The sequence below is a fragment of the Pseudanabaena sp. PCC 6802 genome (assembly GCF_000332175.1).
Classification (GTDB): domain Bacteria; phylum Cyanobacteriota; class Cyanobacteriia; order Pseudanabaenales; family Pseudanabaenaceae; genus PCC-6802.
In genome coordinates, this window is sequence record NZ_KB235914.1 from 1286782 (window position 1) to 1311426 (window position 24645).

General features: G+C 47.0%; 32 protein-coding genes and 2 pseudogenes. 12 read left to right on the forward strand and 22 right to left on the reverse strand.

Translation table 11 applies throughout. The annotated features are described in order from the left end of the window. Positions 1-3: 3 nt before the first annotated feature. The 3 genes from PSE6802_RS0111230 to dpsA form a co-directional block, all read right to left on the reverse strand. On the reverse strand, positions 4-1020 hold the full coding sequence (locus PSE6802_RS0111230) for a sulfate/molybdate ABC transporter ATP-binding protein (RefSeq protein ID WP_019500161.1): 1017 nt from the start codon (positions 1018-1020) through the stop codon (positions 4-6). Between the two features lie 161 nt (positions 1021-1181). Beyond that, positions 1182-2447 (reverse strand): precorrin-6y C5,15-methyltransferase (decarboxylating) subunit CbiE, encoded by a 1266-nt coding sequence (gene cbiE / locus PSE6802_RS0111235; protein WP_019500162.1) that lies wholly within the window; start codon positions 2445-2447, stop codon positions 1182-1184. A gap of 25 nt (positions 2448-2472) precedes the next feature. Next, positions 2473-3018, reverse strand: a complete 546-nt coding sequence (gene dpsA / locus PSE6802_RS0111240) for a DNA starvation/stress protection protein DpsA (protein WP_019500163.1) — start codon at positions 3016-3018, stop codon at positions 2473-2475. A gap of 761 nt (positions 3019-3779) precedes the next feature. On the opposite strand from dpsA, the gene PSE6802_RS0111245 reads away from it, so the two are divergent. Continuing rightward, positions 3780-4007, forward strand: a complete 228-nt coding sequence (locus tag PSE6802_RS0111245) for an Asr1405/Asl0597 family protein (RefSeq protein ID WP_019500164.1) — start codon at positions 3780-3782, stop codon at positions 4005-4007. Between the two features lie 123 nt (positions 4008-4130). Further along, positions 4131-4787, forward strand: coding sequence for a (2Fe-2S) ferredoxin domain-containing protein (locus tag PSE6802_RS0111250; protein ID WP_019500165.1), 657 nt, complete (start codon positions 4131-4133; stop codon positions 4785-4787). A gap of 128 nt (positions 4788-4915) precedes the next feature. On the opposite strand, the gene PSE6802_RS31925 is transcribed toward PSE6802_RS0111250, so the two are convergent. Together PSE6802_RS31925 and PSE6802_RS0111255 are read right to left on the reverse strand one after the other, a co-directional pair. Beyond that, positions 4916-5209 carry a hypothetical protein gene (locus tag PSE6802_RS31925; protein ID WP_071592282.1) on the reverse strand — a complete coding sequence of 98 codons (294 nt, stop codon included), beginning with the start codon at positions 5207-5209 and terminating at the stop codon, positions 4916-4918. 9 nt (positions 5210-5218) lie between these two features. Further along, positions 5219-6586 (reverse strand): DUF3084 domain-containing protein, encoded by a 1368-nt coding sequence (locus PSE6802_RS0111255; protein ID WP_019500166.1) that lies wholly within the window; start codon positions 6584-6586, stop codon positions 5219-5221. Between the two features lie 255 nt (positions 6587-6841). Here PSE6802_RS0111255 and gatB point away from each other — a divergent pair, with 255 nt between their 5' ends. Together gatB and PSE6802_RS0111265 are read left to right on the forward strand one after the other, a co-directional pair. Next, on the forward strand, positions 6842-8314 hold the full coding sequence (gene gatB, locus PSE6802_RS0111260; protein WP_026103235.1) for an Asp-tRNA(Asn)/Glu-tRNA(Gln) amidotransferase subunit GatB: 1473 nt from the start codon (positions 6842-6844) through the stop codon (positions 8312-8314). Then, complete coding sequence (locus tag PSE6802_RS0111265) at positions 8307-9218, forward strand: TIGR04168 family protein (RefSeq protein WP_019500168.1); 912 nt, start codon at positions 8307-8309, stop codon at positions 9216-9218. The genes gatB and PSE6802_RS0111265 overlap by 8 nt, the downstream gene beginning before the upstream one ends. Here PSE6802_RS0111265 and PSE6802_RS33350 read toward each other — a convergent pair. The 3 genes from PSE6802_RS33350 to PSE6802_RS0111275 form a co-directional block, all read right to left on the reverse strand. Further along, positions 9192-9362, reverse strand: coding sequence for a hypothetical protein (locus PSE6802_RS33350; RefSeq protein ID WP_019500169.1), 171 nt, complete (start codon positions 9360-9362; stop codon positions 9192-9194). The genes PSE6802_RS0111265 and PSE6802_RS33350 overlap by 27 nt on opposite strands. Before the next feature lie 71 nt (positions 9363-9433). Then, on the reverse strand, positions 9434-10099 hold the full coding sequence (locus PSE6802_RS0111270; RefSeq protein WP_019500170.1) for a hypothetical protein: 666 nt from the start codon (positions 10097-10099) through the stop codon (positions 9434-9436). 80 nt (positions 10100-10179) lie between these two features. Then, the gene (locus tag PSE6802_RS0111275; protein WP_026103236.1) at positions 10180-12528 is read right to left on the reverse strand and encodes a glycosyltransferase; all 2349 of its coding nucleotides are present in this window, start codon (positions 12526-12528) and stop codon (positions 10180-10182) included. Positions 12529-13080: 552 nt separating this feature from the next. On the opposite strand from PSE6802_RS0111275, the gene PSE6802_RS0111280 reads away from it, so the two are divergent. Continuing rightward, complete coding sequence (locus PSE6802_RS0111280) at positions 13081-14601, forward strand: calcium-binding protein (protein WP_019500172.1); 1521 nt, start codon at positions 13081-13083, stop codon at positions 14599-14601. A 73-nt stretch (positions 14602-14674) separates the two neighbouring features. Here the strand turns inward: PSE6802_RS0111280 and PSE6802_RS0111285 are convergent, their stop codons facing one another. Together PSE6802_RS0111285 and PSE6802_RS0111290 are read right to left on the reverse strand one after the other, a co-directional pair. Continuing rightward, complete coding sequence (locus tag PSE6802_RS0111285; protein ID WP_019500173.1) at positions 14675-15088, reverse strand: ArsI/CadI family heavy metal resistance metalloenzyme; 414 nt, start codon at positions 15086-15088, stop codon at positions 14675-14677. A 268-nt stretch (positions 15089-15356) separates the two neighbouring features. Further along, positions 15357-16658 carry an NF041680 family putative transposase gene (locus PSE6802_RS0111290; protein ID WP_019498766.1) on the reverse strand — a complete coding sequence of 434 codons (1302 nt, stop codon included), beginning with the start codon at positions 16656-16658 and terminating at the stop codon, positions 15357-15359. 244 nt (positions 16659-16902) lie between these two features. Between PSE6802_RS0111290 and PSE6802_RS0111295 the strand changes: the two genes are divergently transcribed. Then, positions 16903-17535 (forward strand): hypothetical protein, encoded by a 633-nt coding sequence (locus PSE6802_RS0111295; RefSeq protein ID WP_019500174.1) that lies wholly within the window; start codon positions 16903-16905, stop codon positions 17533-17535. A 240-nt stretch (positions 17536-17775) separates the two neighbouring features. Here PSE6802_RS0111295 and PSE6802_RS0111300 read toward each other — a convergent pair. The 4 genes and pseudogenes from PSE6802_RS0111300 to PSE6802_RS0111315 form a co-directional block, all read right to left on the reverse strand. Then, positions 17776-18168 (reverse strand): annotated as a pseudogene (locus tag PSE6802_RS0111300) (PIN domain-containing protein); the annotation flags it as partial. 125 nt (positions 18169-18293) lie between these two features. Then, complete coding sequence (locus PSE6802_RS0111305; RefSeq protein ID WP_019500176.1) at positions 18294-18494, reverse strand: type II toxin-antitoxin system VapB family antitoxin; 201 nt, start codon at positions 18492-18494, stop codon at positions 18294-18296. A gap of 120 nt (positions 18495-18614) precedes the next feature. Further along, complete coding sequence (locus tag PSE6802_RS0111310) at positions 18615-18800, reverse strand: hypothetical protein (protein WP_019500177.1); 186 nt, start codon at positions 18798-18800, stop codon at positions 18615-18617. Next, complete coding sequence (locus PSE6802_RS0111315; protein WP_019500178.1) at positions 18793-19368, reverse strand: zeta toxin family protein; 576 nt, start codon at positions 19366-19368, stop codon at positions 18793-18795. Before PSE6802_RS0111315 ends, PSE6802_RS0111310 begins: the two co-directional genes overlap by 8 nt. 21 nt (positions 19369-19389) lie before the next feature. Here PSE6802_RS0111315 and PSE6802_RS33355 point away from each other — a divergent pair, with 21 nt between their 5' ends. Continuing rightward, entirely contained in the window at positions 19390-19560 is a 171-nt protein-coding gene (locus PSE6802_RS33355; protein WP_156815493.1) for a hypothetical protein, read from the forward strand. A 30-nt stretch (positions 19561-19590) separates the two neighbouring features. Here PSE6802_RS33355 and PSE6802_RS35315 read toward each other — a convergent pair whose 3' ends face one another. Beyond that, positions 19591-19719 carry a hypothetical protein gene (locus PSE6802_RS35315; protein ID WP_263970341.1) on the reverse strand — a complete coding sequence of 43 codons (129 nt, stop codon included), beginning with the start codon at positions 19717-19719 and terminating at the stop codon, positions 19591-19593. 179 nt (positions 19720-19898) lie between these two features. Continuing rightward, positions 19899-20021 (reverse strand): annotated as a pseudogene (locus PSE6802_RS35805) (type II toxin-antitoxin system VapC family toxin); the annotation flags it as partial. Positions 20022-20080: 59 nt separating this feature from the next. Between PSE6802_RS35805 and PSE6802_RS0111320 the strand changes: the two are divergent. After that, a complete protein-coding gene (locus PSE6802_RS0111320; RefSeq protein ID WP_019498360.1) occupies positions 20081-21334 on the forward strand; it encodes an IS256 family transposase in 1254 nt (417 codons plus the stop codon). Here PSE6802_RS0111320 and PSE6802_RS28600 read toward each other — a convergent pair. Both PSE6802_RS28600 and PSE6802_RS0111330 read right to left on the reverse strand, forming a co-directional pair. Further along, positions 21323-21658, reverse strand: coding sequence for a type II toxin-antitoxin system VapC family toxin (locus PSE6802_RS28600; protein ID WP_019500179.1), 336 nt, complete (start codon positions 21656-21658; stop codon positions 21323-21325). The two genes, PSE6802_RS0111320 and PSE6802_RS28600, sit on opposite strands and share 12 nt — an antisense overlap. Beyond that, the gene (locus PSE6802_RS0111330; RefSeq protein WP_019500180.1) at positions 21646-21867 is read right to left on the reverse strand and encodes a hypothetical protein; all 222 of its coding nucleotides are present in this window, start codon (positions 21865-21867) and stop codon (positions 21646-21648) included. Before PSE6802_RS0111330 ends, PSE6802_RS28600 begins: the two co-directional genes overlap by 13 nt. Before the next feature lie 112 nt (positions 21868-21979). On the opposite strand from PSE6802_RS0111330, the gene PSE6802_RS33360 reads away from it, so the two are divergent. Genes PSE6802_RS33360 through PSE6802_RS35320 form a run of 4 tightly spaced genes read left to right on the forward strand, consistent with a single transcriptional unit; the run spans position 21980 to position 22750 of the window. Further along, positions 21980-22135, forward strand: a complete 156-nt coding sequence (locus tag PSE6802_RS33360) for a hypothetical protein (protein WP_156815494.1) — start codon at positions 21980-21982, stop codon at positions 22133-22135. Between the two features lie 54 nt (positions 22136-22189). Next, positions 22190-22399, forward strand: coding sequence for a type II toxin-antitoxin system HicA family toxin (locus tag PSE6802_RS0111335; protein ID WP_019500181.1), 210 nt, complete (start codon positions 22190-22192; stop codon positions 22397-22399). Continuing rightward, positions 22396-22617, forward strand: a complete 222-nt coding sequence (locus PSE6802_RS0111340) for a type II toxin-antitoxin system HicB family antitoxin (protein WP_019500182.1) — start codon at positions 22396-22398, stop codon at positions 22615-22617. Before PSE6802_RS0111335 ends, PSE6802_RS0111340 begins: the two co-directional genes overlap by 4 nt. A gap of 4 nt (positions 22618-22621) precedes the next feature. Further along, positions 22622-22750: a hypothetical protein gene (locus PSE6802_RS35320; RefSeq protein ID WP_263970342.1), complete on the forward strand. Its 129-nt coding sequence runs from the start codon at positions 22622-22624 to the stop codon at positions 22748-22750. A gap of 45 nt (positions 22751-22795) precedes the next feature. On the opposite strand, the gene PSE6802_RS0111345 is transcribed toward PSE6802_RS35320, so the two are convergent. From PSE6802_RS0111345 to PSE6802_RS0111360, 4 genes are read right to left on the reverse strand one after another with little or no spacing between them, the layout of a single operon-like run. After that, positions 22796-22981 carry a hypothetical protein gene (locus PSE6802_RS0111345; protein WP_019500177.1) on the reverse strand — a complete coding sequence of 62 codons (186 nt, stop codon included), beginning with the start codon at positions 22979-22981 and terminating at the stop codon, positions 22796-22798. Next, complete coding sequence (locus PSE6802_RS0111350) at positions 22974-23555, reverse strand: zeta toxin family protein (RefSeq protein ID WP_019500183.1); 582 nt, start codon at positions 23553-23555, stop codon at positions 22974-22976. The genes PSE6802_RS0111345 and PSE6802_RS0111350 overlap by 8 nt, the downstream gene beginning before the upstream one ends. Next, positions 23552-23983 carry a type II toxin-antitoxin system VapC family toxin gene (locus PSE6802_RS0111355; protein ID WP_019500184.1) on the reverse strand — a complete coding sequence of 144 codons (432 nt, stop codon included), beginning with the start codon at positions 23981-23983 and terminating at the stop codon, positions 23552-23554. Before PSE6802_RS0111355 ends, PSE6802_RS0111350 begins: the two co-directional genes overlap by 4 nt. Beyond that, on the reverse strand, positions 23961-24233 hold the full coding sequence (locus tag PSE6802_RS0111360) for a hypothetical protein (RefSeq protein WP_019500185.1): 273 nt from the start codon (positions 24231-24233) through the stop codon (positions 23961-23963). Before PSE6802_RS0111360 ends, PSE6802_RS0111355 begins: the two co-directional genes overlap by 23 nt. Positions 24234-24645: the final 412 nt, after the last annotated feature.

Below are 24645 nucleotides of genomic sequence, written 5' to 3' on the forward strand. Positions count from 1 at the left end.
AGTTTATGGCAGCGACGAGGGAAAAACCTTTGCCTGACGGGGTTTAATGTAGACTTGCTGTTTTGGCACTAGTCGCAGTCGATCGAAGCGATCGCGATTGATTTTGATAGTTACCGACTGTCGATCCGGCAATGTTACCTCCGCCTGAATTTCTCGACCGAGATGCGCTACGTAGCTGACCTTAGCAGGTACGCTGCCATCAAGAAGTTCGTCTTGCTCGTCAAACACATCTATATCGTGCGGGCGCAGAAAAACGCGATCGTCGGGATCTACATTAATGTGATGGGCAATACCCCTCGCTGAAAGTACGTTCACCTCGCCGATAAAGCCCATGACAAAGGGCGAAGCAGGATTGTCATAAATTTCTGAAGGCGAGCCGCTCTGTTCGATGCGACCGTTGTTCATAACCACAATTTCGTCCGCGACTTCCATCGCTTCTTCCTGGTCGTGGGTAACAAATACTGTCGTGACGTTGACTTCATGATGGAGCTGCCGCAACCATATGCGTAACTCTTTGCGCACCTTGGCATCTAACGCTCCAAATGGTTCGTCAAGTAACAGAATTTGGGGTGCGACTGCTAAAGCCCTGGCTAGCGCAATTCGCTGTCGCTGTCCTCCCGAGAGTTGAGATGGATAGCGATCGCCCAATCCTTTCATCTGTACCAATTCTAGAAGCTCCCCTACTTTTTGCTTGACGGTATGCCGGGGAACTTTACGTATGTCTAACCCAAATGCAATATTTTCAGACACCGTCATGTGTTTAAACAAGGCATAGTGCTGAAAGACAAAGCCAATGTTGCGGTTTGCTACTGGTTGGTAGGTGGCATCGTGGCTGGCAATCCATATTTGGCCGCGATCGGGTATTTCCAGTCCCGCAATCAGGCGTAACAGAGTTGATTTCCCAGACCCCGAAGGCCCGAGTAGAGCTACTAGCGAACCTGTATTAACCTTGAGACTAACGCGATCGATCGCCTGAAAATCACCAAACTGCTTCGAGACATCCTCAACCAAAATTCCCATTCTGTAAATTACCTCTATAGCTTTGTAGTAAAGGAAAACTAGTAGCGTAAGAGCCTGTTTGCGGGTTTAGTTGACAAGACCTTTAGCCTTATAGCTTCAGAGACTTGTTGCTTTTGCACTGCCGTACTAGTGTTGGTAATTCTACACCAAATCTACGGTATTCACATGTAAATACTGTATTTTTTACTGAAATGCGATCGCAATATAGTGACGGGATTGAGGGGTGAGAGGCGGCTGATACCGTCGCTGTTGCCAATAGGAACGGAACGGGCGAGATTCACCTGCAAAAGCTGTACCTCACAGTCGTGCTGCTTGAGCCACTGCATCGCCGTATATAAATGTTCCGGGCTGGCGAAATTTGCCACAAGTACGCCATCCGCTCGCAGGCGATCGCAGCATATTGCTAAAATCTCAATCAGTTTGCCACTACTGCCACCCATAAAAATCCGATCGGGTGGCGGCAAGTCCATCAATGCTTCGGGGGCACTGCCAGCAATTACCTGCACGTTCGATACACCAAAGCGATCGCAGTTCTGGCGAATTAAAGTTACACCTGCGGCATTCTTCTCGATCGCAAAAATCTGACTGCTCGGCGATAGTCTTGCCATCTCGATTGCCACGGAACCCGTACCTGCACCGATGTCCCAAATTACTTGCCCCGGCAAGAGCGAGAGTTCGCTAATACTGAGTACCCTTACTTCTTTTTTGGTGATCAGTCCTGGCAAATCGCTAAAGCAATGGAATTCTGCGTCTGGAATGCCGATGGTGGGGAGATGTGCGCTTACGGGCGCAATTTGCTCCTGCTTGACCAGAACTACAACATTTAAGGCGGCAAATTCCTGACGATCGCTATCTTCGCCATCTTCGCGTAATTCGCTAACGCACTCATCGCGACCGCCCAAATTTTCGCACACCCAGATGCGATATTTAGTTGGCAAATGCAAACTTTTGAGCAAGCTTGCGATCGCGATCGGACTATTGACAGCATCGGTGAGAATGGCAATGGGCGAAGCACCCTTATGTAAAAGCGATTCCAGACAATCTAGCGATCGTCCGTGGGCGCTTACTACCTGGGCATCCTGCCAGGGAATCTTGAGGCGATTGAACGCTAACTGTACGGAACTAATGTAGGGATGGAAAGTGAGAATTTCTGATGGGAAATTAGCTAAAAGCAGCCGTCCCAAGCCAAAAAAGAGCGGATCGCCGGAAGTAAGCACTACAACCATGCGCCCCGCTTGTATATGCGATTGGATGTGCTGAATTACTCGATCGATGTCTCCTAAAACCAGGCGATCGCCTGCATAGCTTGGGAAAAATTCCAGATGTCTCGGACTACCTACTAATACATCTGCTGTATCTACCAGTTTTGCCACGCGAGGCAGCAGCTCTGACTCCAAACCAATACCAACGACATGAATAGACGGCATGAAAATAAGAACGCTAATTAGCTAGCTAATTATGTCCGTTCAGTTGTACGAGCGTATCTGGTGCTAGGAAGTGAGCGATGTGATAGGCTCGCTCCTCGGTTTTGAGCAGGATTTTTTCATACATGTAGCGAGTGGCGCGATCGCCCAGGCTCTCTGCTTGCCCTGCCTGACGGCGAATGAGCGAGAGTATGCCCTGCTCGGCAGCTAGATCGTGCTCTAGCATTTGACGGCAAGCAAAGGTTCCATCGGGTTCGGGTGTAAAGCAGCACAGTTCCGCTAACTTTGCAAAACTAGCAACTGGCACTCCACCAAGACCGTTTAAGCGCTCGCCAATTTCGTGGACGTGCTCCTGCACGTCACCGTAGCTTTCCGCAAAAAACTGGTGCAATGAGTAAAACTCAGCCCCTTCCACCACAAAATGATGTTTCTGGTATTGCAGATAGAGGGCTTGGAAACTGGCTAAGGCAATATTCAGACCTTCGCAGACTGGCTCTGTTACAGAGGTCTCAAATAAAACTGGGTTATGCGAAACTCGACCAAATGGGTGCACTAAACCCTGAATAGCAGACATATAGAGCCTCCTGTATGCTTTAACTGGTATGCAACGATACAAAGCGATATGCAACAAGGAATTTGTAGTAACAAATTCTTTACAAGAAATATAGCACGACTAAATTCTCGTTCGGGTGTCTGCTAAATACAGAAGCCCTATAAACATATAAATTTTTATAGGACTGAAATACAACTAAACCATAGGCAATCTTCCACAATTCTTATTAGCCTATAATGGATGCTTTTGAGCTAAAACCATGACTTAGCAAGAGACTTGCTTAGACTTATATTTTTAAATTATTGCAAATATATTCAAATGTAATACTAATTACTATTAGAAAATAAATATAAATACACTTAATTACACTTAATTAATAGTTTTGCGAACTAATAGCTTGCATGAGTATAAATTTTACTTAAAAGTCTTTTTCCTTGTTGAGAATACTTGTAAGCTAAAGCTTAAGCTACAAAAGAACCGCGATCGGGCTGTACCTATGGAGATAGGCCAAATGAGATGCTTGTATGCCAGCACTCAGTCTGCATATTCCTAAAGATTTATACGCAAGCAGACAAATTATTTCTCCAGGTTATTGCATCTAATTTTCATTTAGGCTATGCTTTATACGAGCTTAAACACTGAATAGATGCTGTTGCAAAGCGAATGTCTGGGTAAAGTCATGTCTGGGGCTGTTTGATGCATTTCTAGACCAGAGTAGAGCTTTAGAGTGTTTTTCTTATTAATTAGATAGTACGCAGAGGGATAACGTGGTCTCAGATTCAATGGAAGCAAGTCAGATTGTAGAGATTCGGTGGAGCGATCGCTGGCAAGCCTACCGGAGACTACAGGAATTGGGAATTTCTTGCTCCTGCTCTAGCGGTCAGCCGCTCAAGGTCTTAGTTAGGAATACAAGCGAAGCAATTCAGCTTTGGAGTGTAGTTCGGCAGTTTAACGAACCCCGCTACCAACTGGCATTCTGGTTAAATGACTGCCTGCAAAAATCCAGCTAACTGGGGAATTATTTCTCTAACTGTAAGGCGAGCATCGTCACCCTACTAAAGATATCTCTAACGCCACACCATAGGAACACCATCCCAAACTTAGTTCAAGCACAATTCAAATCAATGCTACATATGGGTAAGTCGAGTAAGTGCGATCGCGATCGAGTTTCAGATTTTAGCTATGAAGGCCAATTTCTAGGCTTTACGGCACTTGATGGCTACAAACTGAAGTATCTCAAGCTGAGCGCTTCTAATCGCGACTACATCATTAAAATTCCCAAAGAACAGCGATTAGATCTATATAGGAGTTTGAAACCTGGAGATCTAATTCAGTGTACAGGCGAGCAAAAGTTGAATTTCAGCACGGGGGAATGCAAACTCAAAGCTTATACGATTAGCAAGATCGCAAACCATCAAACGAACTCAGAAGTTATTCATCTACATAGCAACGTGCGCGATCTAAATAGCGATCGCCCCTCAAGCAAGCAGCACGCAAAGTCAGATAGCAAGCCTTTAGTTAATGTTTTAGTTTGCCAAAAATCAGATTGCGCTAAGCGAGGGAGCGGTCAGATTTGTAGCGCTTTGATGAATGCTCTGGAGCAACAAGACCTGGCGGAATATGTCAAGGTGAAAGGTACGGGTTGCATGAAACACTGCAAGAGCGGCCCGCATGTAGTGGTGATGCCAGATAAGTCTCGTTTCAGCCATGTCAAGGTCGGACAGATCCAGGAGATTGTTGCAGAGATCGGCAGCCAGGTATCCGCGCAAACCATGCCGAAAGCTGTTTAGTTGCGCGATCGCTAATATTAGAAGATATGCCCTTAGTGCAGGGGCAGGTTTAGCCCAAATCTAATGATCTTAGCCATAGATTAACTACAAAACCTGCCCTTACCAGGATGTTATTTACTAGCAACTTCCTAATCTAAAGTTTCTTCCCAACCGCACTCTTCGCAATACCAGTTTGCAGGTGGCAGCTTGAATCGGGAAAACGGATAGTGGCATGCGGGGCACCTGCCCGTAAATAAGGGGTGCCACATCAGACCTCTCAAATTAAGTCCCCTGTAGTTTTTCGGATCTTCTAGCTCCCATAGCTCGGCAGTCTCGAAATCCCGGCAGTAATTCCCTGTGGGGCCAGCAGGATGTACCGCACAGACAATGTACTTTGTATGTGAGAACAGCTTACAGCGATCGCAGTCAGGTATTTTCGGCATGTTGCAATTCTAGCTAAATCGCTTAATCTCGACTCCGTTACTCACAACCACGAGTTCTAAAGACAAAGGCCCAGAAACGAAAATTGATTCTTTAGCAACCGCACGCACCTCAAAGCCAGTTTTATACTGCCCGATTGTTTGTAAAAGATCTGAGATGGCATCCGTGGGAAAACTTCCGACATTGCCAGTGATCGGATCGGCTAGTATCTCTTTGCTGTTAGCACGGAACCTCACAAGGGAAAACAGACGGCTGACTCTCTCTGCCATTTCCTGCGGTTGCAGGTTGGGCTTAAATTGCAATGAGGCAATTACTTCGCCTTTATTAAATATCTTGCGATTCGGGATGACATCGACAGCGATCGAGACCTTATTCTCGCGACGCAGGTAGTTACGAGTGGAAAGAATGCGCATGACGTAGCTGCCGCCACCTTTAATGCTTTCAATCATGCTATCTATATCGGATTGCTTCACCTCGATGACAGCATCTCCCATATCTCCTTTGGTTGGCAGGTATAGCAGATTGCGGGCTTGCAACTCAGCCCGCTGTAACAGCGCATAGACGGCTTCCTTTGACTCCTGCGGCGATAGCCCTGGTCTAATCACCGTTGATGCCAGAACCTGCTCGGAGTTGATTGCCACATTGCCCAGACGGAAAGCTTCGATGTTTTTGGATAGAACTTCTTTACTGGCTTCTAGCTCCTTAATTTCGCTACCCAGCTTTGTCACGTTCTTCTCTAGTTTGATGCGTTGCTCTCCCAATGTAGCAATCTGTACTTGGGATTCTGCTGCTTGTTTGCTCAAAGCATCTCGTTCCGTTGTCAGGCGATCGCGCTCTTGCTTTAATTTATTCCCCTCTGCAATCAGGTTATCTCTTTCCGAGCTAAGACCTTGTACGCGATCGCGCAGTTGCTGTTCCTGTAGCTGTACTTTTGCCAACTCGCTATTTGCCTGCTGGAACTTTGCCTGCACTGCTTGCAGCCTGGCTTGTGTTTCCGCCTGCCTGTTCACCGCAGTAGATAAAAACTTATTAATTAGATCGAGGCGATCTTGCGCTTCTTTTCTTTTGGTATTTGCATTACGCAATTCCTCCTCGACCTTTTGCTTCTCCGCCTTTGCATTTTGAAGTTCGGCCTGGATGCGCTCGTATTCAAATATACCTTTACGCAACTCGCTATTAGTGGCAAGTAAAATTCCAAAGGTGGAGGCAGCGATCGAAGCCCCAGTCAAAATCGTCACTAAGGTAGCTGTATTGCGAGGTCTGAGATTAAAAATACTGAGCCGCGATTTACCAACTTTTGTGCCAATGCGATCGCCCAGAGTGGCAACTATGCCACCCAAGATTAAAATCGCTAGAACTAGCATATAGCCGCCAGCCATGCCTGCTCCTTACACCTGATGCTGCAATATTAGCACTTGCGTCGCCCCTCACCTGAACAATGGTTCTTAGCTTCTAGATATAGTGGTTAACTTCCAGCAAACAGCTTTTCCAAAAGCTTGTGCTGCAAACACTTCAGTACGTAGCATCTATACTAACTGACTTCCAGACTGCCGCACATCAATATTTCAGAATTCCAGCCACCTTTCCTGAAATGCTATCATCTACCAGTCAGGATCGAGATCTTAACTGTAGATATGACCACTACTACCCCGGTAAAAACTAAGTACGAAGCTGTGATCGGCTTGGAAACGCATTGTCAACTGAGTACCGCCACTAAGATATTTTGCGGTTGCTCGACCCAGTTTGGTTCTGCGCCAAATAGCAATGTCTGCCCTATTTGTTTAGGGATGCCTGGTGTATTACCCGTCCTGAACGAAAAAGTTTTGGAATATGCGGTCAAAGCCTCTCTGGCACTTAACTGCCAGATTACGCCCCATAGCAAGTTCGATCGCAAGCAATACTTTTACCCTGACTTACCCAAAAATTATCAGATCTCTCAGTACGATCTCCCGATCGCTACCAATGGCTGGCTGGAGATTGCCCAAGAAGATGGCACCACCAAGCGAATCGGGATTACGCGCCTGCACATGGAAGAGGATGCGGGTAAGCTCGTCCACGCTGGCTCCGATCGCCTCTCTGGTTCCAGTCATTCTCTAGTGGACTACAACCGCGCTGGCGTGCCGTTGTGTGAAATTGTCTCCGAGCCGGATATTCGTTCTGGGGTAGAAGCGGCTGCCTACGCCCAGGAAATGCGCCGCATTCTGCGATATTTAGGCGTATGCGACGGCAATATGCAGGAAGGTTCCTTGCGCTGCGACGTAAATATATCGGTGCGCCCGGAAGGATCGGAAAAGTTTGGCACTAAGGTCGAGATCAAGAATATGAACTCCTTTAATGCCATTCAACGGGCGATCGACTACGAAATCGAGCGCCAAATTGAAATTTTAGAGTCGGGAAAAGGCAAAATCGTACAGGAGACCCGCCTGTGGGAAGAAAATACGCAGCGCACGATTAGCATGCGTTCTAAAGAAGGTTCCAGCGACTATCGTTACTTCCCCGAGCCGGATTTAGTCGCGATCGAAGTTCCCGCAGCAACGCAAGCACATTACCGGGACGAGTTACCGGAACTACCAGCCTCGAAGCGCGATCGCTACCAAAAGCAACTGGGTTTGAGTGCCTACGACGCGAACCTGCTGGCAGACGATCGCGGTGTAGCGGAATATTTTGAGGCAGTACTGACAACTGGTGCCGATCCCAAACAAGCCTTTAACTGGATTATGGGAGATATTACAGCTTATCTAAACGAGCATAAACTCAAAATTACAGATATTCCTCTGACTCCCTCGATTTTAGGCGAACTAATCGCTCTGATCGGTGACGGAACGATCAGCAGCAAAATCGCCAAAGATATCCTACCGGAGCTATTAGAGAATGGCGGCTCTGTCAAATCTCTGATTCAGAAGAAAAACCTGACAGTACTCTCGGGTGCCGAACTAGAGAAAGTAATCGATGAGATCCTGGCTGGCAATCCCAAGGAAGTAGAGCAATATCGAGGTGGCAAAACCAAACTACTGGGCTTTTTTGTGGGGCAGGTGATGAAAAAAACCCAAGGACGCGCTGCTCCGCAAGTTACGAATGAGATGTTAACCGTCAAGCTGAATGGATAGTGGTTTGAGCGATCGCGAGATTAAAATCGCTGTGGTGGGAGATATCCACGAGCAATGGGAGCCTGAAGATGGCATTGCTTTACAGCGCTTAGGCGTAGATTTAGTTCTGTTTGTCGGCGATTTCGGTAATGAATCGGTGGAGGTCGTGCGTGCCATTGCCACCCTCGATCTCCCCAAAGCCGTCATCCTCGGTAACCATGACGCTTGGTATACCGCCTCGGAATGGGGTAGGCGCAAATGCCCCTACGATCGCAAACAAGAAGATCGCCTGCAGCAGCAAATCGATCTGCTCGGCCATACCCACGTTGGCTATAGCTACCTCGATTTCCCCAATTTGAACTTGTCGGTCGTGGGCAGTCGCCCTTTTAGTTGGGGTTCCTCGGAATGGAAAAATGCCGAGTTTTATCGCGATCGCTACGGCATCGAAAATTTCGAGCAATCCACGGCACGGATAGCTCAGTCCGTTGCTGCTGCCGCTGGTGAAGTAATTATCTTTTTAGGACATAATGGCCCCTTTGGACTCGGCGATCGCCCTACCGATCCCTGTGGCAAAGATTGGCATCCGGCGGGCGGCGACTACGGCGATCCAGATTTTACCGAAGCGATCGCGAAATCCCGTCTGCTATGCAAGCAAATTCCCCTTGTCGCATTCGGCCACATGCACCATCGCCTGCATCACACCACCGAACTGCGCCGCCCCATCGCGATCGACCCAGAAGGTACGATTTACCTCAATGCCGCCGCCGTACCCCGCATAGTTAAGACATTACAGCAGCGCGATCGGAACTTCTCATTGGTATCTATGCAAGGGGGCAAGGTCGCACGGGTATCTCTTGTGTGGGTAGATCGGAACTATAGCATCACATTGGAAGAGATTCTATATGAATCCCAAGTAAGGGTTTAGCATTTGCGCGATCGTTCGCAACGCGATCGCCACCGATGCGATCTCTCCTCTGCATCGTCTTTCTTCTTCGCCCTGCTCCTCTGGTGGAAACCACGGTAAGGGTTTAGCATTTGTTTCGATAGTCTTCGCATCAAACACAAGCATTATTCACAAATGCTAAACCCCTGCGTCCGCTGCGTCCGCACCCCTGCGTCTGCTCTGCGTCCGCGCTCTATCTATCCCCCCACCTGAACCTCTGCGGTATCTGGCTCCAAAATGGGAGGACGGATACATAGGTAGACTAACGGCCCAAATAGAGGGATGGTAGAGGCTAGAACGAATAGCTGAGAATCTTCTAGGCCGCGCCTTGACATATCATCGCCCAAGATCCAGCCAAACATTAACGATAGAAGGCAAAAATCTAATCCCATTACGTGAATAAATCGACTGGTACGCCATTGCTGAGCAAAATCCACTAGATTGCCAAATCGAAAACCATAGAATATGAGAGCGATCGCGGCAGATGTCAACAAAATACCCAACCAGCGAGAATCTAATAACTTAATTAATCGATCTTTCTCGCCCATAAAACTGGGATTGCTCTCTCTCAGTGCAAAATAGGGTAATAAGCCAAATGCCCCAATACCAAAGGATAGTAGTGCAAACGGCCATGCTCTCACTTTTTGTCCTCTGCCATCGGCAAACAGGACGCAGGCATAGATAAAAGGCCAAATGCCCATTAGATTAAATAGCGTAACTACCCAAGCGTTAATGCCATCCCACTGTCCCAAGGCAAGCTTTTGAATTAATGCCAAAGTGTCGGGGTGATCGGGGGGAGCTAATAAAAAGGCATAGGCAATAAATCCTAACCATAGCAAGCCAAATCCAAGCTTTTTTTCCATAATTAAATAAGATTACCTGTGTTCTGTTGTCTTAATGAGTGTCGAGTCCCATATGTTTTTCAGTTTTTGAAGCGATCGCTCTAGGTCTGAGTAACTGCGATCGCGCTGATTCCATTTCTCTTGCCAAATAATGCTCGAGGTCGCACCAAACTCCTAAACAACAGCCACAAGGATAGTAATTCACCAGGCGAATTTTGGCGCTTCCATTGACCGGGGCGGCAGAATAGCATCGCTACTAACTGCCGGTGTTGTGCTAAGGTTACCTGTTCAAACCTCACAGTTATGCATGGGAATTCGCCATCAAAAGTTGATTGGGTAATTATCCCTTTTAGCTTGATTCCCTCTTCCATGATTTCGAGGACGATGGGTATAGCTTCACCCCTGCGGAACTGAGGTATACCTGACTGGGTAAGCAAAATTTGCGCTCCTACTTCCGAAATCGCTGCTGTAGTACCCCAGAAAGTATTGATAGGAGCATTACTGCCATTTGTCGGGAATTCTAATTCAGTTTGGGTATGAGAATCGCGAGTCGATAATTCTGGATTGTAGCTGATGCGCACAACCCTTTGCAGCGTGAACCATTCATACAAATCTGGTTTAGGTAAGTCCAACATCACGAGCAAAGCAATCCCAATCAACACCAGATTATAGCTACTCCAGATCCACCCTAGAGATAATCCTTTATAGTTAATGTCATACCCAGCGGGGGAAATACGCATCATGCAATTGCCCATATTGCGCCATAGACTGACTGCCGTGAGGACGAACAGAGCAATCAACGGCCATGCCAGCGACCAATTGAACATCAGGCGATCGCGCTGACTGCCCTTGGGCGTAACCTTAAAGCCTTTCCCAAACGGCTTGAACATCGTCTGAATTACCGTAGCAGCTAGAGGGAAACACAGCACCACATCATAGATATCCGATAGGAAAGAAGAACGGCTGCGGTAGCTGAGCCATGAGAATACAGTGAGATGTACTAGATACTGCGGTAAGAAGTAGAAAATAATCTGTTCAGTCGTAGCGCGGATAGGGATAATACCAACGAACGAATAGGCAAGGGGCATTAACAAAAATCCCACCCGCGACAAACTGGTGAACCAATGCAAAATCCCCGTGAAGTGCGAGAGGCGCTGTAATGGCCGCAAACCAGGAATGGTAAGGGGATTTTCATCAATGAAAAAGGCTTGCAACGTCCCCTGCGCCCAACGCAGTCTTTGCGTTGCTTGCGCTCCCATATCTTCGGGGGCGGTGCCCGCGCTTAGTTTCTCATCTAAGTAAATGAGGCGATAACCTTTTCCTGATAAACGTACCGCAGTGAAATAATCCTCTGAGAGAGAACTCGTCACAAATTCGCCACCAGTACTGAGCAGGGCACTACGCCTCATCACAAAAGAAGTCCCAGCGCACACCACGCTATCGGTGCCGTCGCGGACGGGTTGAATTTGGCGGTAGAACACCTCTTGCTCTGGCACCAGGATATTCTCTAAGCCCAGGTTGCGGGCGATTGGATCGGAGTTGTAATAGCTTTGCGGTGTCTGAACCAGTGCCACCTTGTCGTCTTGAAAGAATCCTACGGTGCGCTTAAGGAAATTGCGTGTGGGGACGAAATCCGCATCGAAGCACGCGATCAGATCGCCATGAGTATGCATTAATGCATTATTCAGGTTCCCTGCTTTGGCATGTTTGTTGTCCTGGCGACAAACATATTCGCAGCCTAATTCCTCTGCCAAGGCTCTAATCTCCTCCCGCCGCGTGTCGTCGAGGACGTAGATGTTTTTGCGGGGATAGTCCATTGCCTGACAGCCAATAATGGTGCGACGCAGGATAAATGCCGGCTCGTTATAAGTGGGAATCATTACATCTACCGATGGCAAAAATTCCCCCTTTTCCACCGCCATCGCCATTGTGTCGGCATCGGCGCGTCTATCCCTAGCTTGTACCAGCAGAAATAGCTGGAGGACACCGTTGACAATCATCAACAGTTCCAGAATAAATAGACCTACACTGAATACACCTTGCAGAGGGGTTCCTAGATTTAGCGTCCAGAGCGATCGCCAGATCACGTAGCGAATTGTCAAAATCAGTAAAATTGCCACGACGACAAAGCGCGACCATACTCGGGGCTGGGGCGAAATTTTAGTAATCGCAAACGTGATGACTGTCAGGGCGATCGCTGGCGCAATCAGGAACTCACCCGTCGCCATCGGCACCTGCAGCCAGATGGGGGGATTTTTTTGAAACCATTGATACTGGTCGATCAACTTTTCAATCGTACCTTCACCAGCGAACCAGCCCACCACAACTAGAGCGCAGGCCAGCACTATGCCTAACATGACTAAAGTAGCCGTTTGGGGGCGAAAGACTCTCCTGATGTCAGAGTTCGTCCAACCAGGATGATGTAACTTGGAAACACTCGCGTCTTCCATCTTTAAACTTTTACTCCTGAGCGATCTAATGTGCGATCGAAGCGATCTTGCTTACATAAAGATTAGTACGCGAACATAACTAATTTAGATTACCTAATTGGTATTTTTTGTTTCGTAGGACGTACTAACTAAACAAACATACCCAAATTGCATATTGACTTTATACCAATTCTCTAAATTCCAGCTACGGACAGTGCATCCAAAATATATGCTCTTCTCGTGTATAGATGCGATGATATAGCGCTTTTCAATTGAGAAAGGGTTTGTTTATGGGGTGCCCTTCTTGGGGGCAAAGCCCCCAAACCCCCTTCTCGTTTTCATCTGAAAACCGCTATAGCGCCGATTCGGAGGTGAAACCCCTACACCCCCTCCTAAGTCTAGTCGCGACAGCTATAAATTCAGTAAATTTTCGCTTCTATGACAATCTGCTAATTTTGTCAAGTTCTACAGATACTGCGTAGTTTGAGATAAGTTGGGTAAACTACAATGTTGGCAGCCGTAGAAAAAGGTATGCCTTTACACACAGATATTCTGAGGAGTGGAAAACTTAAAATGGCAGTGTTTACCGGTACTGATGCCAACGACAATTATTTAGCTACGACTGAAGGTGATAATGCTCGGGGACTTAGAGGCGATGACACTCTGATCGGCAACGTCGGCAAAGATACGCTCAATGGTAATGCTGACAACGACCTTCTATTTGCTGATAGCTTAACCCAAACCGCAGGCGGCAACGACAGTCTCTTTGGCGGTCAAGGTGCTGACACCCTGGTAGGCGCTCGTTTTGGTTTTAGCGCCGATAGCTTGGGTGGCAACAGAGATGGAGATTTGTTGATTGCTTCTACCAATGGAGGTAACACTCTGTTTGGCGGTCAAGGGAACGACACGATCTACGGTAGCGTCGCTAATGCCAACACTATGAACGGCGACATCGGTGACGACGTTGTTATTGCTGGTAACGGTAACGATCGCATGTTAGGTGCGGATGGTAACGATACCCTCATCGGCGGCAGGGGCAACAACGACATGTTCGGCGAAGCTGGTAACGACCAGTTCCAATTCTTCACCGCAGTACCACAAGATTTAGTAGCATTCACGGATGCCGAGCAGGTAGTCAGAAGCAGAGGTGGTTTTGGTGGCTCTGACACGATTTTCGACTTTGCTACAGGCGACACGATTTCAATTTCACAGCTAGACCGCAATGCCACAGTCACGGTCGAGACGAACTCCGCAGGCGCAGCGGTCATTACCATTACGGGTACGGCTAGCGATGGTACTCCAGCGAATCAAACCATTACGGTTGTGGGTGTAACAAAAGATCAGCTATTGGCACCAGGCGCACAGTTGCTCGCAGTAAACGGTAACTTCATCACCACTAACGATACTGTAAATACTGGTGATGGCAGCAAGTCTATCTTCACGGTAGGCGATGGTCAGCCTGGAGCCAATATTGGGGGCAAAAATTTGGTAGGTAGCCCTACTGCCGATACCTTTACCGATGACCCAACTGCTGCAACCACTGCTGACGGTATTCAGTTAGTTACTACCGTTAACGACGACACCCTAACTGGTAATGCCGGGGATGATTTTATGAGTGGTAGTGCTGGCAATGACATTATTCGCGGCAACAGTGGCAGAGATACCTTAGTCGGCAATACGGGTTCCGACACGCTCACGGGTGGCTCTGGGACTGATTTCTTCAGGTTTGTTAACTTCAACCCCGGTGAAATCGATGTCATCACCGACTATAGAGGCTCGGTTGAAGGTACTCCCGAAGACTTTATCCAGGTTAGTGCCGCAGCATTTCGCGGTTCGCTAGTAGCCGGACAGAAGGCTGGCGCTGCAGCCCCAGCCAATTTCTTTTTTGCGTCCGGTGCTGGTGGAGTAGAAGGAATCAACTCCGCTGCTCCCATTGGTACTTCCGCTTTCTTTTACGACACTGTGGGTGGCGGTGTTTACTTTGACCAAGATGGTGGGGGTACTGGAACCAGGTACGTCCAGTTTATTCAGCTATCACCAGTTCCTGCACCAGGGTTTCGGGTTGGTCCAGCTTGCATTCAAATTATTGCTTAGAGCCGCGACGAATTGGATTGCGGGTCTTATGGTGGGGTAAGTAGTAGCAACTTACCCCGTTTTTCTATGGAGTCTAAGCGCAACAAACTGGTTCGGCAGTTTGCGGAAACTCGCCAAACGTATTGGAATCTGCCAAGACTGTATAGACTTCCCAATCCGCACCATCTGGATCTTTCGTCCAGATCTTGTCTTGCAGGGCGTAACAGCAAGTAGTTTGCGTTTCGGGTTTAATCGCTAGATCGTTCTGCTGGAGGCGATCGCTAGCTAGTGCAACCATCTCCGATGACTCTACCTCAATCCCCAAATGATTTAACTTTTCAGTAGCACCTGGGTTTTCCATCAGGACGAGTTTTAAAGGGGGTTCGGCGATCGCGAAATTAGCGTAACCTGGATGGCGCTTGGCTGGCTCAGTACCAAAGAGCTTGCTGTAAAAGTCTACAGCGGAATCGAGATTGCTGACATTGAGCGCTAATTGAATGCGGGACATAAAAATTAATCCTCCATATATTGATTAATATCTATATTTGGATATGTCAATATTACGGCAAACTATATTGATGTGTGTCAATATATAAAGCATGAAGTTATCTAAACCACGTGAGTTCGGGTTAATCCGAAGGCAGCAAATTCTGGTCAATGGCAATCAGCAATCGCAGGTTTCTTGGGTTGGTACTGGAGTTTAGACTAAAAGGCAACAAGAAGCATCTCGCTAGATAGAAACTAGCGAGAGAGAGGATAAAAGGGAAGAAGTTGAGCTAAGCAGTTGCAGCGGAAGCTTTTTTGAGGGGCTTGGCATAGCGTTTTTTGACAGTAGGATAACGAATCCGTTGGGTTCGTTTTTTCCCAAGAGGCCAACCTGGAGACTTACCGCGAGGTTTAGGGTCAGGGGAAGGAGAGCCAATCCTGACCAAAACTAAAGCAAAAGCATTTGCAACTCGACCAGGAGACAATTTAGTCATCGGTTTCTGCCAAGGCAGAGGAGAGTCTTGGACAAGTTCACGAGCGAGCCACAATTGCCAAGTAAGTAAAGGCATCAAGTCCGACCAAGTCTCCATCTGAGCAGGGGTAGAAAGCTGAGGGATTGTCCAATGGAGACGTTGACGCACCAAGCGATACCAATGCTCAATGGCAAATCTGCGCAGATATTTTTGCCATACCTCACTCAAGATTGGCTCGTCTTTAGCGACCCAAATCAACCACAGGGGTTTCGATTCAGGCATATCAAGACGTTCGACCAGAATGAGTGTAAAGGGATGGTCTGCGGCTTGCTTTAAGTGCAGGTTTGGCCATCGACGAATTTGCAATCGTCCCAGTTTAGGCTCTGCAATTGTGATGTCTGCTTGGGGAATAGACCAAGTGTCAGAGTCTTTGAGGCTAAATTTCTCTCCATGCTTATGGGGTCGCCCATGCCCCTCGTAATCCTTTGGGGCATGATACAGAACCCGGTTGGGGCGTAGCCTGAGCAGCTTGATACACGGGATGTCTGCTGTTTGCTGCAAAAATGGTGCGCACCCATACTCGCCATCCCCCAGGAAAAGCACAGTCCCAGGAATTTCCGCACAAACCAAGCGTAACTGACTAGCGGCTTTCTGAATCGGGTTCTCGAAACTGGTGATCCGCTCATGCCGCAACGGTAAGGCAAAACTCCCTTCTGACTCTGGAATCCAGGCAATTGTGCTGTATCCTTGCCCCACCGTAACAGGTTTGCTTCCTACTCCCGGTTGAGGTTGATGTTCGTAGGTGCGTTCTTGTAATGTCACCGCATAGGGACGCGACCAGGCTGTATGGTCGCCCGCCAATATCGTCACCTCTGCTGCCGGCATTTGCTGTATGTATTGCTTCATCAAGTCTTCACGTGGAGGATGACTATCTTGCAGTGCTTCATAGATACTCGACCACTCCCTCCGAAATAATGGGCTTAACGAAAGTTCCACAAACGATGAAACACTCCGACTCGTCAGTACCGCATCCATCAAGTCGAACAGCGCATCTCTCCCGTTCCCTATAATTTCGTACGTGTACTTGCGAAATTGCTCAAGTTTATCCAAACTAATCATGATGAAGCTGTTGATTTTATAGTCTTTTCAGCTTCCATCATCAAGCGGTCAGTCTGCAATGGCTGGCTGCTTTTTACCACTTTTTAGTCTAAACTCCAGTTGGTAACAGTAGGCAATCAAGCCGCAAACGATACTGCTAGGGCCACTATCGTGGTCAAGTTCTGCTTACTTCAGAATTTGCGATAACCTGCATAAAGTGATGGATTGCCATTTACAATAAAGTGAAATCATTGAGAGCAATTGTGTGGCTCAAGTACTGGCAGTTACGGACTATACGGACTATATTGATAGCTTGGCTGAAGCAGAAGCTCAGTTTGGGTTATCTCAAAATGACGATCCGCTATTTTTCACTGAGTGGGTGAGAGATTTACCAGAACTAAGTGCTGTGGAACGACAAAGGCTAGACTTGATTAAACAGCGTTATCTATATCATCGCCAATACGGACATTTATTAGAAGGGGCAGTCAATTTCATTGTAATTGCACCGTTGTTGGAAATGGCAGGCTTTTACGATCCACTGTTTCATCTACGTTCTGAAGCATCAATCCAATTAGAACTTGAAGATGAGAATGACAAGGTTTACCAAGGGAGGATTGATAGCTTGATTTTGCAGGAAGGACTCTGGATTGTTTTAGTGGAGTCTGAAAGGACTTCGTTCAGTGTAGAAGTTGCACTTCCTCAAGCGATCGCTTATATGGCTGCTAATCCTCAGCCTGAGAGAGCAACTTTTGGACTGGTGAGTAATGGAGCATACTCAATTTTCGTGAAGTTGCATCAATCCCAATATGGATTTTCTCAAGATTTTTCGCTAAATCGCCGTCAGAACGAATTGTACGATGTTCTGCAAGTGCTAAATCGGCTAAAATCGTTGTTATAGGTGCCTCGACTCTGGAGCTTGCGATCGCTCTCTCAAAGTGTCATCAGAAAAAGCGATCGCATTCGCAAAAACTAAATCATTAATTTCTTATAGCTGTAGCAACCAGGCTTAGGACGGGGTGCAGGGGTAGAACCCCTGCGTGGAGGCTGTGCTCCCACACCCCCTGTCCTAACAGATCTGTCTATGGCTATATCAAAAGGATTGAGATACTCAAGTGGAATGCCCTGCGTTGGGTGTTGTCTAACTTTCAACGATTGATAGAAGAACGGGAATATATGCTTGGAAAACCTGAAAGTCGTTGTCGGTTGTCAGAATACTGTAGCCTCGACGATGGGCGACGGCACAAATTAGAAAATCAGTGTTTGAGCCTTGGACGCCATTGCTACGGCAGGTGTTGAAAAACTCTGCAGCAAGTTCGTAGTCTTCAGATATGAGTTCCAAATCCGGAAAGGCGCGAAGGTGATTTCGCAGGCGGGTAAACTGCTCTAAACTGCGAACTCCAGACAGGATCTCCTGACGGATTGCCCCTAGCAAGGCCACTCGGTTATCGGCGACTAAATTCCGCAACAGTGTGACGGCAGGGGGAGAATTGGGTGGCATTCTCCGACGCAGAGCTAGCGACCAAACAGAGGTATAGCGGTTTTCAGATGAAAACGAGAAGGGGGTTTGGGGGCGTTGCCCCCAAGAAGGGGTTCCACCCCTTCACCCCATCAATAAAACCCGTTCTCAATTGAAAAGTGCTATATCAACAATAACGCTCATGTCTGCTGGCGTTGCTGCTTGTAGTCGTAGTCTTCATCATAATCAATGGTGCCAAAGAGATCTAACACTTTGAGGCGCTTGCGACGTTGAATATATTCGCGTAGTGCTGTTTCGACCAGAGCATCAATATTTGTCTGTTCGTTGAGTGCCAGTGCTTCTTGCAGTAGGGCTTCGTCTATGTTAAGTTGTTTTGCCACGATTCAGTTCTGATTTGACGACTCGACTAAATCAATGTTATCGCACTTTCTCTTTCTTGCTTTTGCCAAGCATCAAAAGCGATCGCATTCCCAAAGTGTCACCAGAAAAAGCGATCGCAGTTAATTCACTTGAGAATTTGCCTCTGTCATTGTTTGAGGAATTCGATCGGCAGGTATGACAGTGACCTGGCCTTCCTGCCAGACTGCGATCGCTTCGCCTAGTTTGCGATGGCGTTCGAGGGCTTGAGCGATTGCAGCTTTCACCCCTTCATTAATTTTGCTGGATAGTAAACGATCTTCAGTCATTGAGCCCTCTCAAGATTTGATGCCAAGCTTCAGAATCATAAATAATTGGTTGCCGATCGCTGCTACGCTCAGCAATTAGTTTGAAGACTATTTCAGAATTATTGTAGACGATCCAACTGTCACAAAGGGGCAAGTATAAATCAAGCAGATTTTGACAACTTCGTTGATAGCGGCGGCGAATGTCTGCTTCTGGAATAGAATGTCCACCGCTTGCAACTCGTCGTGCCACTCGCTCAACCGCTAGATCGGGACTTTGAAGCCAAAAGTAAATTAGGTTGATTGTGTAACCTTGAGATTTACAGCGTTTTAAGAACGGGACGAATGTACGAGCAGCCAGGGTGGTTTCAAAGGCAAAATCTGTACTGGATGCTGCAAGTTGTTTGATTCTTGCTAACATCAGCCGTCCTGCTTGTATAGCCATAGATTTTGGGTTAAGGGGCGACAGTCCTGCGGCGATCGCATCGGCATTCACATACTCAAATATGCCCAGAAGATTGGGGAGTAAGCTTAGTGCAACAGTTGTTTTGCCTGCTCCATTAGGGCCGCCTATGATGTAAAGGCTTGGCATAAATCCCGTGGCTCATTTGTTGTGTTGTTTGATATACTCTTCACCTTACCAGGCAAATATCTAGGAGCGATCGCATTTTTAGAACCACAAGAAAACAAGCTCGCGATCGCTCTCCCAAAGTATCACGGAGAAAAGCGATCGCATTCGCGCAAACTAAACCATTACGGGGCGATCGCTAAGAAATACGAATGACAAAGCGATCACCCTAAATCTTTCCCATTGTTAGCAAAAGCGCGATCGCAGTTTTAGGACTACAGCAAGATAAATTCGCGATCGCTCTCTAAAATTGTCACGGAGAAAAGCGATCGCATTCTCAAAAACTAAACCATCGCTAAGAAATACGAATGACAAAGCGATCTCCCAAACTCCTCTTCATTGTTGGCAAAAGTGCGATCGCAGTTTTAAGCCCACAGAAAGACAAGTTCGCGATCGCCATCCTAAAGTATTGCTAGAGTATGCGTCTCATTCCCTGAACTAAACCATCAATCTCAAATCACTTATCCTTGACGCTTTCCGCTTTAGAGATTGGCCTATTTCATCAGGTGAAGATCGAGTTCCACATATTGAGAGAATAAGCTATCAATACTAGCTAACTTTGCCTTATATTCTAGTGTTGTAGCAATAATCAGGCGGTCAAACGGATCTTTATGAAGAGACTGATCAGAATTTTGTGTAAGCGGTCTAGAATCACAAAAACCAAGGAGACCGCAACATGTTAAGAGGCAAACAAGCAACTAATCGTACAGATGAACTACTAGACGAGTTGGTGTCAGAGTGCCATAGCCCCGAGGACATTCTAGGAGAATCGGGCTTACTGAAGCAACTGAGTCAACGACTAATCGAGCGAGCGCTCACGGGAGAGCTGAGCCATCACCTCAAATCAAGCACGCCTAAGGGAGAGGAAGCGGTAGAAGACGAAGTTGTGCGACGCAACAGCCGCAATGGCTACTCGCAGAAGACGGTGCAGTCGCAACAGGGCGAAATGGAGTTGTCGATACCGCGAGACCGTAACGGCGAGTTTGACCCCGTGCTGGTACCGAAACACCAAAGGCGAATAGCAGGACTCGATGAGAAAATCCTGGCTATGTATGCACGGGGATTAAGCACCCGAGACATTAGTGCTCAACTCGAAGAACTCTATGGTGCCAAGATCTCCGCCGCACTCATCAGTGAGGTCACTGATGCAGTTAGCGACGAGGTCAAGGCTTGGCAGTGCCGTCCCCTGGAACCTGTATATCCCATCATTTACCTCGATGCCCTCTACGTGAATATCAAGGTGTCGGGTCGGGTGAGCAAGCGAGCGGTCTATGTCGTCTTGGGTATTACGGTTGAGGGCAACAAAGAATTGCTTGGGCTGTGGATTGGGGAGGTGGAATCCGAAGGCGCTAAGTTCTGGCTCAAGGTGCTGACTGACCTCAAAAACCGTGGGGTCAAGGACATTCTGATTGCCTGTTGCGATGGCTTAGTGGGATTCCCCCAGGCGATTGAGGCTGTTTTCCCGCAAACCCAGGTGCAACTATGTATTGTGCATCTGATCCGCAACTGTTTGCGTCATGTGCCCTGGAAAGACGCTAAAGCTGTTGTGGCTGACCTCAAGCCCATTTATCATGCTGCCACTTTGGCAGAAGCCGAAGCTGCGCTTGAGGCTTTTGCCGCCAAGTGGGATCGCCTATACCCCGCGATTAGCCAAATCTGGCTGCGCCATTGGCAGAACATTATCCCCATCTTTGACTATCCCATGGACATCCGCAAAGTCATCTACACTACCAATGCCATTGAATCCCTCAATCGCTCCCTGCGCAAGGTGATTAAAACCAAGGCTGTCTTCCCCGATGAGGAATCTGTCTTCAAGCTCATGTTCTTGGCCATGCATAACATTGCCAAGCGTTGGACTCGCCCCCTTAAAGATTGGAAGGCAGCGTTGTCATATTTTGCTATCCTATTCCCAGGACGTTTAAATTACTGACCTTATTTCTCGCTTACACAAAAATCTGAGCACTCTCTTATGAATTGGAGATAATTCTACGGCACGGCAGATAATTTCAGGAGTTAACGGAAATAATGTAATGCCTGTTGGTTCTAATGCCTCTTGAAACCATTGATTTGCTGCACAAGGTAACTCCAATCTTCCTCGTTGCTGTGCTAATGCAATTTCGTAACAGGAAATTACCGAAATACCTACCTGTTCAGTCGTTTTAATGGTTTCTCGCCAGTGAGTTGGAAACCGTTCAAACTCTTGAGTGATAAACCAGAACCAAATATGGGTATCGAGGACAATTACTTCAGGCATTCCCATTCCTCTTCATCAACAATAGGACTAATAATGTCTCCTAGTGTTTTACCTTTACCAGAGATAGAAGTAGGAGGTGTGCGACGTTTTGGGGAGGGAATAGTCTCTTCTAGGATAGTTACAATTACACGAGCAACCTTGACATGAGGCTGTTCGGCTAACCAAGTTACTTGACCGTTCTCATAAATTGCTTCGTAACTTTTCAGCATAGCGTTCTCCTTGCGTTTTAAATCTTTCTGAAGGTATTCTAACTCTTTGCGATCGCACCGTTAACTCTAGAGATCGCACCCTTAACTCATACTAATCGTCGGCATTAGAACTTTGTGTGATTTTTTGGCGATCGCACTGTCTAATTTCTGCCTAATGCAAGAGGAACGCGCGATCGCAGTTTTAGTGCCACAGGAAGACAAGTTCGCGATCGCACTCCCAAAGTATCACCAGAAAAAGCGATCGCATTCCCTAAAACTACACTATTGAAAGTATTGTCACTTGTTTAAGCTTGTTTTAAGCCTTTGAGTCTATAATAAGCCTATGCCTAGGAAAATTAGGGAATTAAGATCTGTTCTCTTAAAAGCAGGGTTTCAGGTCATCAGAACCAAGGGGAGCCATCAAAGATGGGTTCACCCTCTTTTGCCAGAGTTTCCTCTCACGATCGCTGGAAAAGATGGAGATGATGCGAAGGCATATCTTAAGAAACTGGTTGAGGCAGCGTTAAACGCCTTAAAGGATAGAGAATCATGAAACACAAGTACCGCATTAATATTGTTTGGTCTGACGAGGACGAATGCTATTTGGCCGAGCTACCTGAGTTTGCCCACAAGTTGCAACGATACTTTACCCATGGAGAGACCTACGAGGAGGCGATCGCCAATGCTCAAGAGGTTTTGGAACTCCTGATTGAGGACTATGAAGCAACAGGCAAACCCTTGCCCTCCCCCCAAACCTTGCAGACAGCATAACGTAATGCTGAATTGGCTTGTTCTAGGGAAAAGCGATCGCTCTCCCAAAGTGTCACCAGAAATAGCGATCGCCCAAAATTCTCTCAATTGTTGGCAAAAGCACGATCGCAGTTTTAGAACCACAGGAAGATAAATTGCGATCGCTCTCCTAAAATGTTGCTAGTAAAAGCGATCGCAGTTAATTCACTTGAGAATTTGCCTCTGTCATTGTTTGAGGAATTCGATCGGCAGGTATGACAGTGACCTGGCCTTCCTGCCAGACTGCGATCGCCTCACCTAGTTTGCGATGGCGTTCGAGAGCTTGAGCGATTGCAGCTTTCACCCCTTCATTAATTTTGCTGGATAGTAAACGATCTTCAGTCATTGAGTCCTCTCAAGATTTGATGCCAAGCTTCAGAATCATAAATAATTGGTTGCCGATCGCTGCTACGCTCAGCAATTAGTCTGAAGACTATTTCAGAGTTATTATAGACGATCCAACTGTCACAAAGGGGCAAGTATAAATCAAGCAGATTTTGACAGCTTCGTTGATAACGGCGGCGAATGTCTGCTTCTGGAATAGAATGTCCACCGCTTGCAACTCGTCGCGCCACTCGCTCAACCGCTAGATCGGAACTTTGAAGCCAAAAGTAAATGAGGTTGATTGAGTAACCTAGAGATTTACAGTGTCTTAAGAACGGGACGAATGTACGAGCAGCCAGGGTGGTTTCAAAGGCAAAATCTGTACCCGATGCTGCAAGTTGTTTGATTCTTGCTAACATCAGCCGTCCTGCTTGTATAGCCATAGAGTTTTGGTTAAGGGGCGACAGTCCTGCGGCGATCGCATCGGCATTCACATACTCAAATATGCCCAGAAGATTGGGGAGTAAGCTCAGTGCAACAGTTGTTTTGCCTGCTCCATTGGGGCCGCCTATGATGTAAAGGCTTGGACTACTCAATTTTGCTCTAGCAGTAAGTTTTCAAATGGGTTAGTGTTGTTCCATCGGTAAATACTAAAATCTCGGCGATCGCAGGTTAGAATCCTTCCGTGTCCTAGATGTTCCGCTAAAACTACCAGAGAGGCATCGGCAAAATCCATGGGTAAGTCAGCGTAGCGTCTCATGAGTTCGACCATGCGAGTAATGTGATGTTTTTGGAGATCGAAAACGGGAAATGTCCCATTGGCAACTTCTGTTAAAAAAGCAAATTGTGCTGCTAGTCCAGCATCTCTTGCCAAGAGATAGCTAGTTTCTGTAATTACAGGATAAGTGGTAAGCAGGGGGGCGTTCAGGGTGGATATAGTTTGTATAGCAATGGAATGATCGAGATCGCTCCTGTTACCCAAGGCAATGAAAAATCCTGTATCAGCGAGGATCGTATTTTTCATTCATGATTGCTTTAAAATTAGCTTCTGAATTAGCGGCTAGATTGGGATCGCCGCTAAAGCAACCAATAAACTTACTTTGTCGCAGTTGTGTTAGACGATCTAGGTTAGATGCTTGAATTTGTTGGTAATAAGCATCGATCGCTTCGGTAAGCGTACGATTTAGCAATGTCGCTGCGTCTTGGTTGGTTTGCTGCTGGATGTACTCTAGTTTGTGAACTTGTTCGTCTTCTAGGTGAATGGTGATATCCATAGGGTCTGTGCTTATAGCGGTCTGAATTTAGTGTAGCGTACCCTATGGTTAATCGCGATCGCATTCCCTATTATTCGATTTCAGGACGATCGCATTTTTAGAACCACAAGAAAACAAGCTCGCGATCGTCATCCTAAAGTATTGCTAGAGTATGCGATCGCCTTCGCAAAAACTAAACCATTACGGGGCAATCGCTAAGAAATACGAATGACAAAGCGATCGCCCTAAATTCTCCCCATCTTCGGTTAAAGGACGATCGCAGTTTTAGTACCACAGGAAGACAAGTTCGCGATCGCTCTCTTAAAGTGTCATCAGAAAAAGCGATCACACTCGCAAAAATACCCATTTGGGAGAGTCTATTAAGAAATACAACTAGAGAATCGCCCAAAGTCTTTTCCTTTAAGGGTTAAAG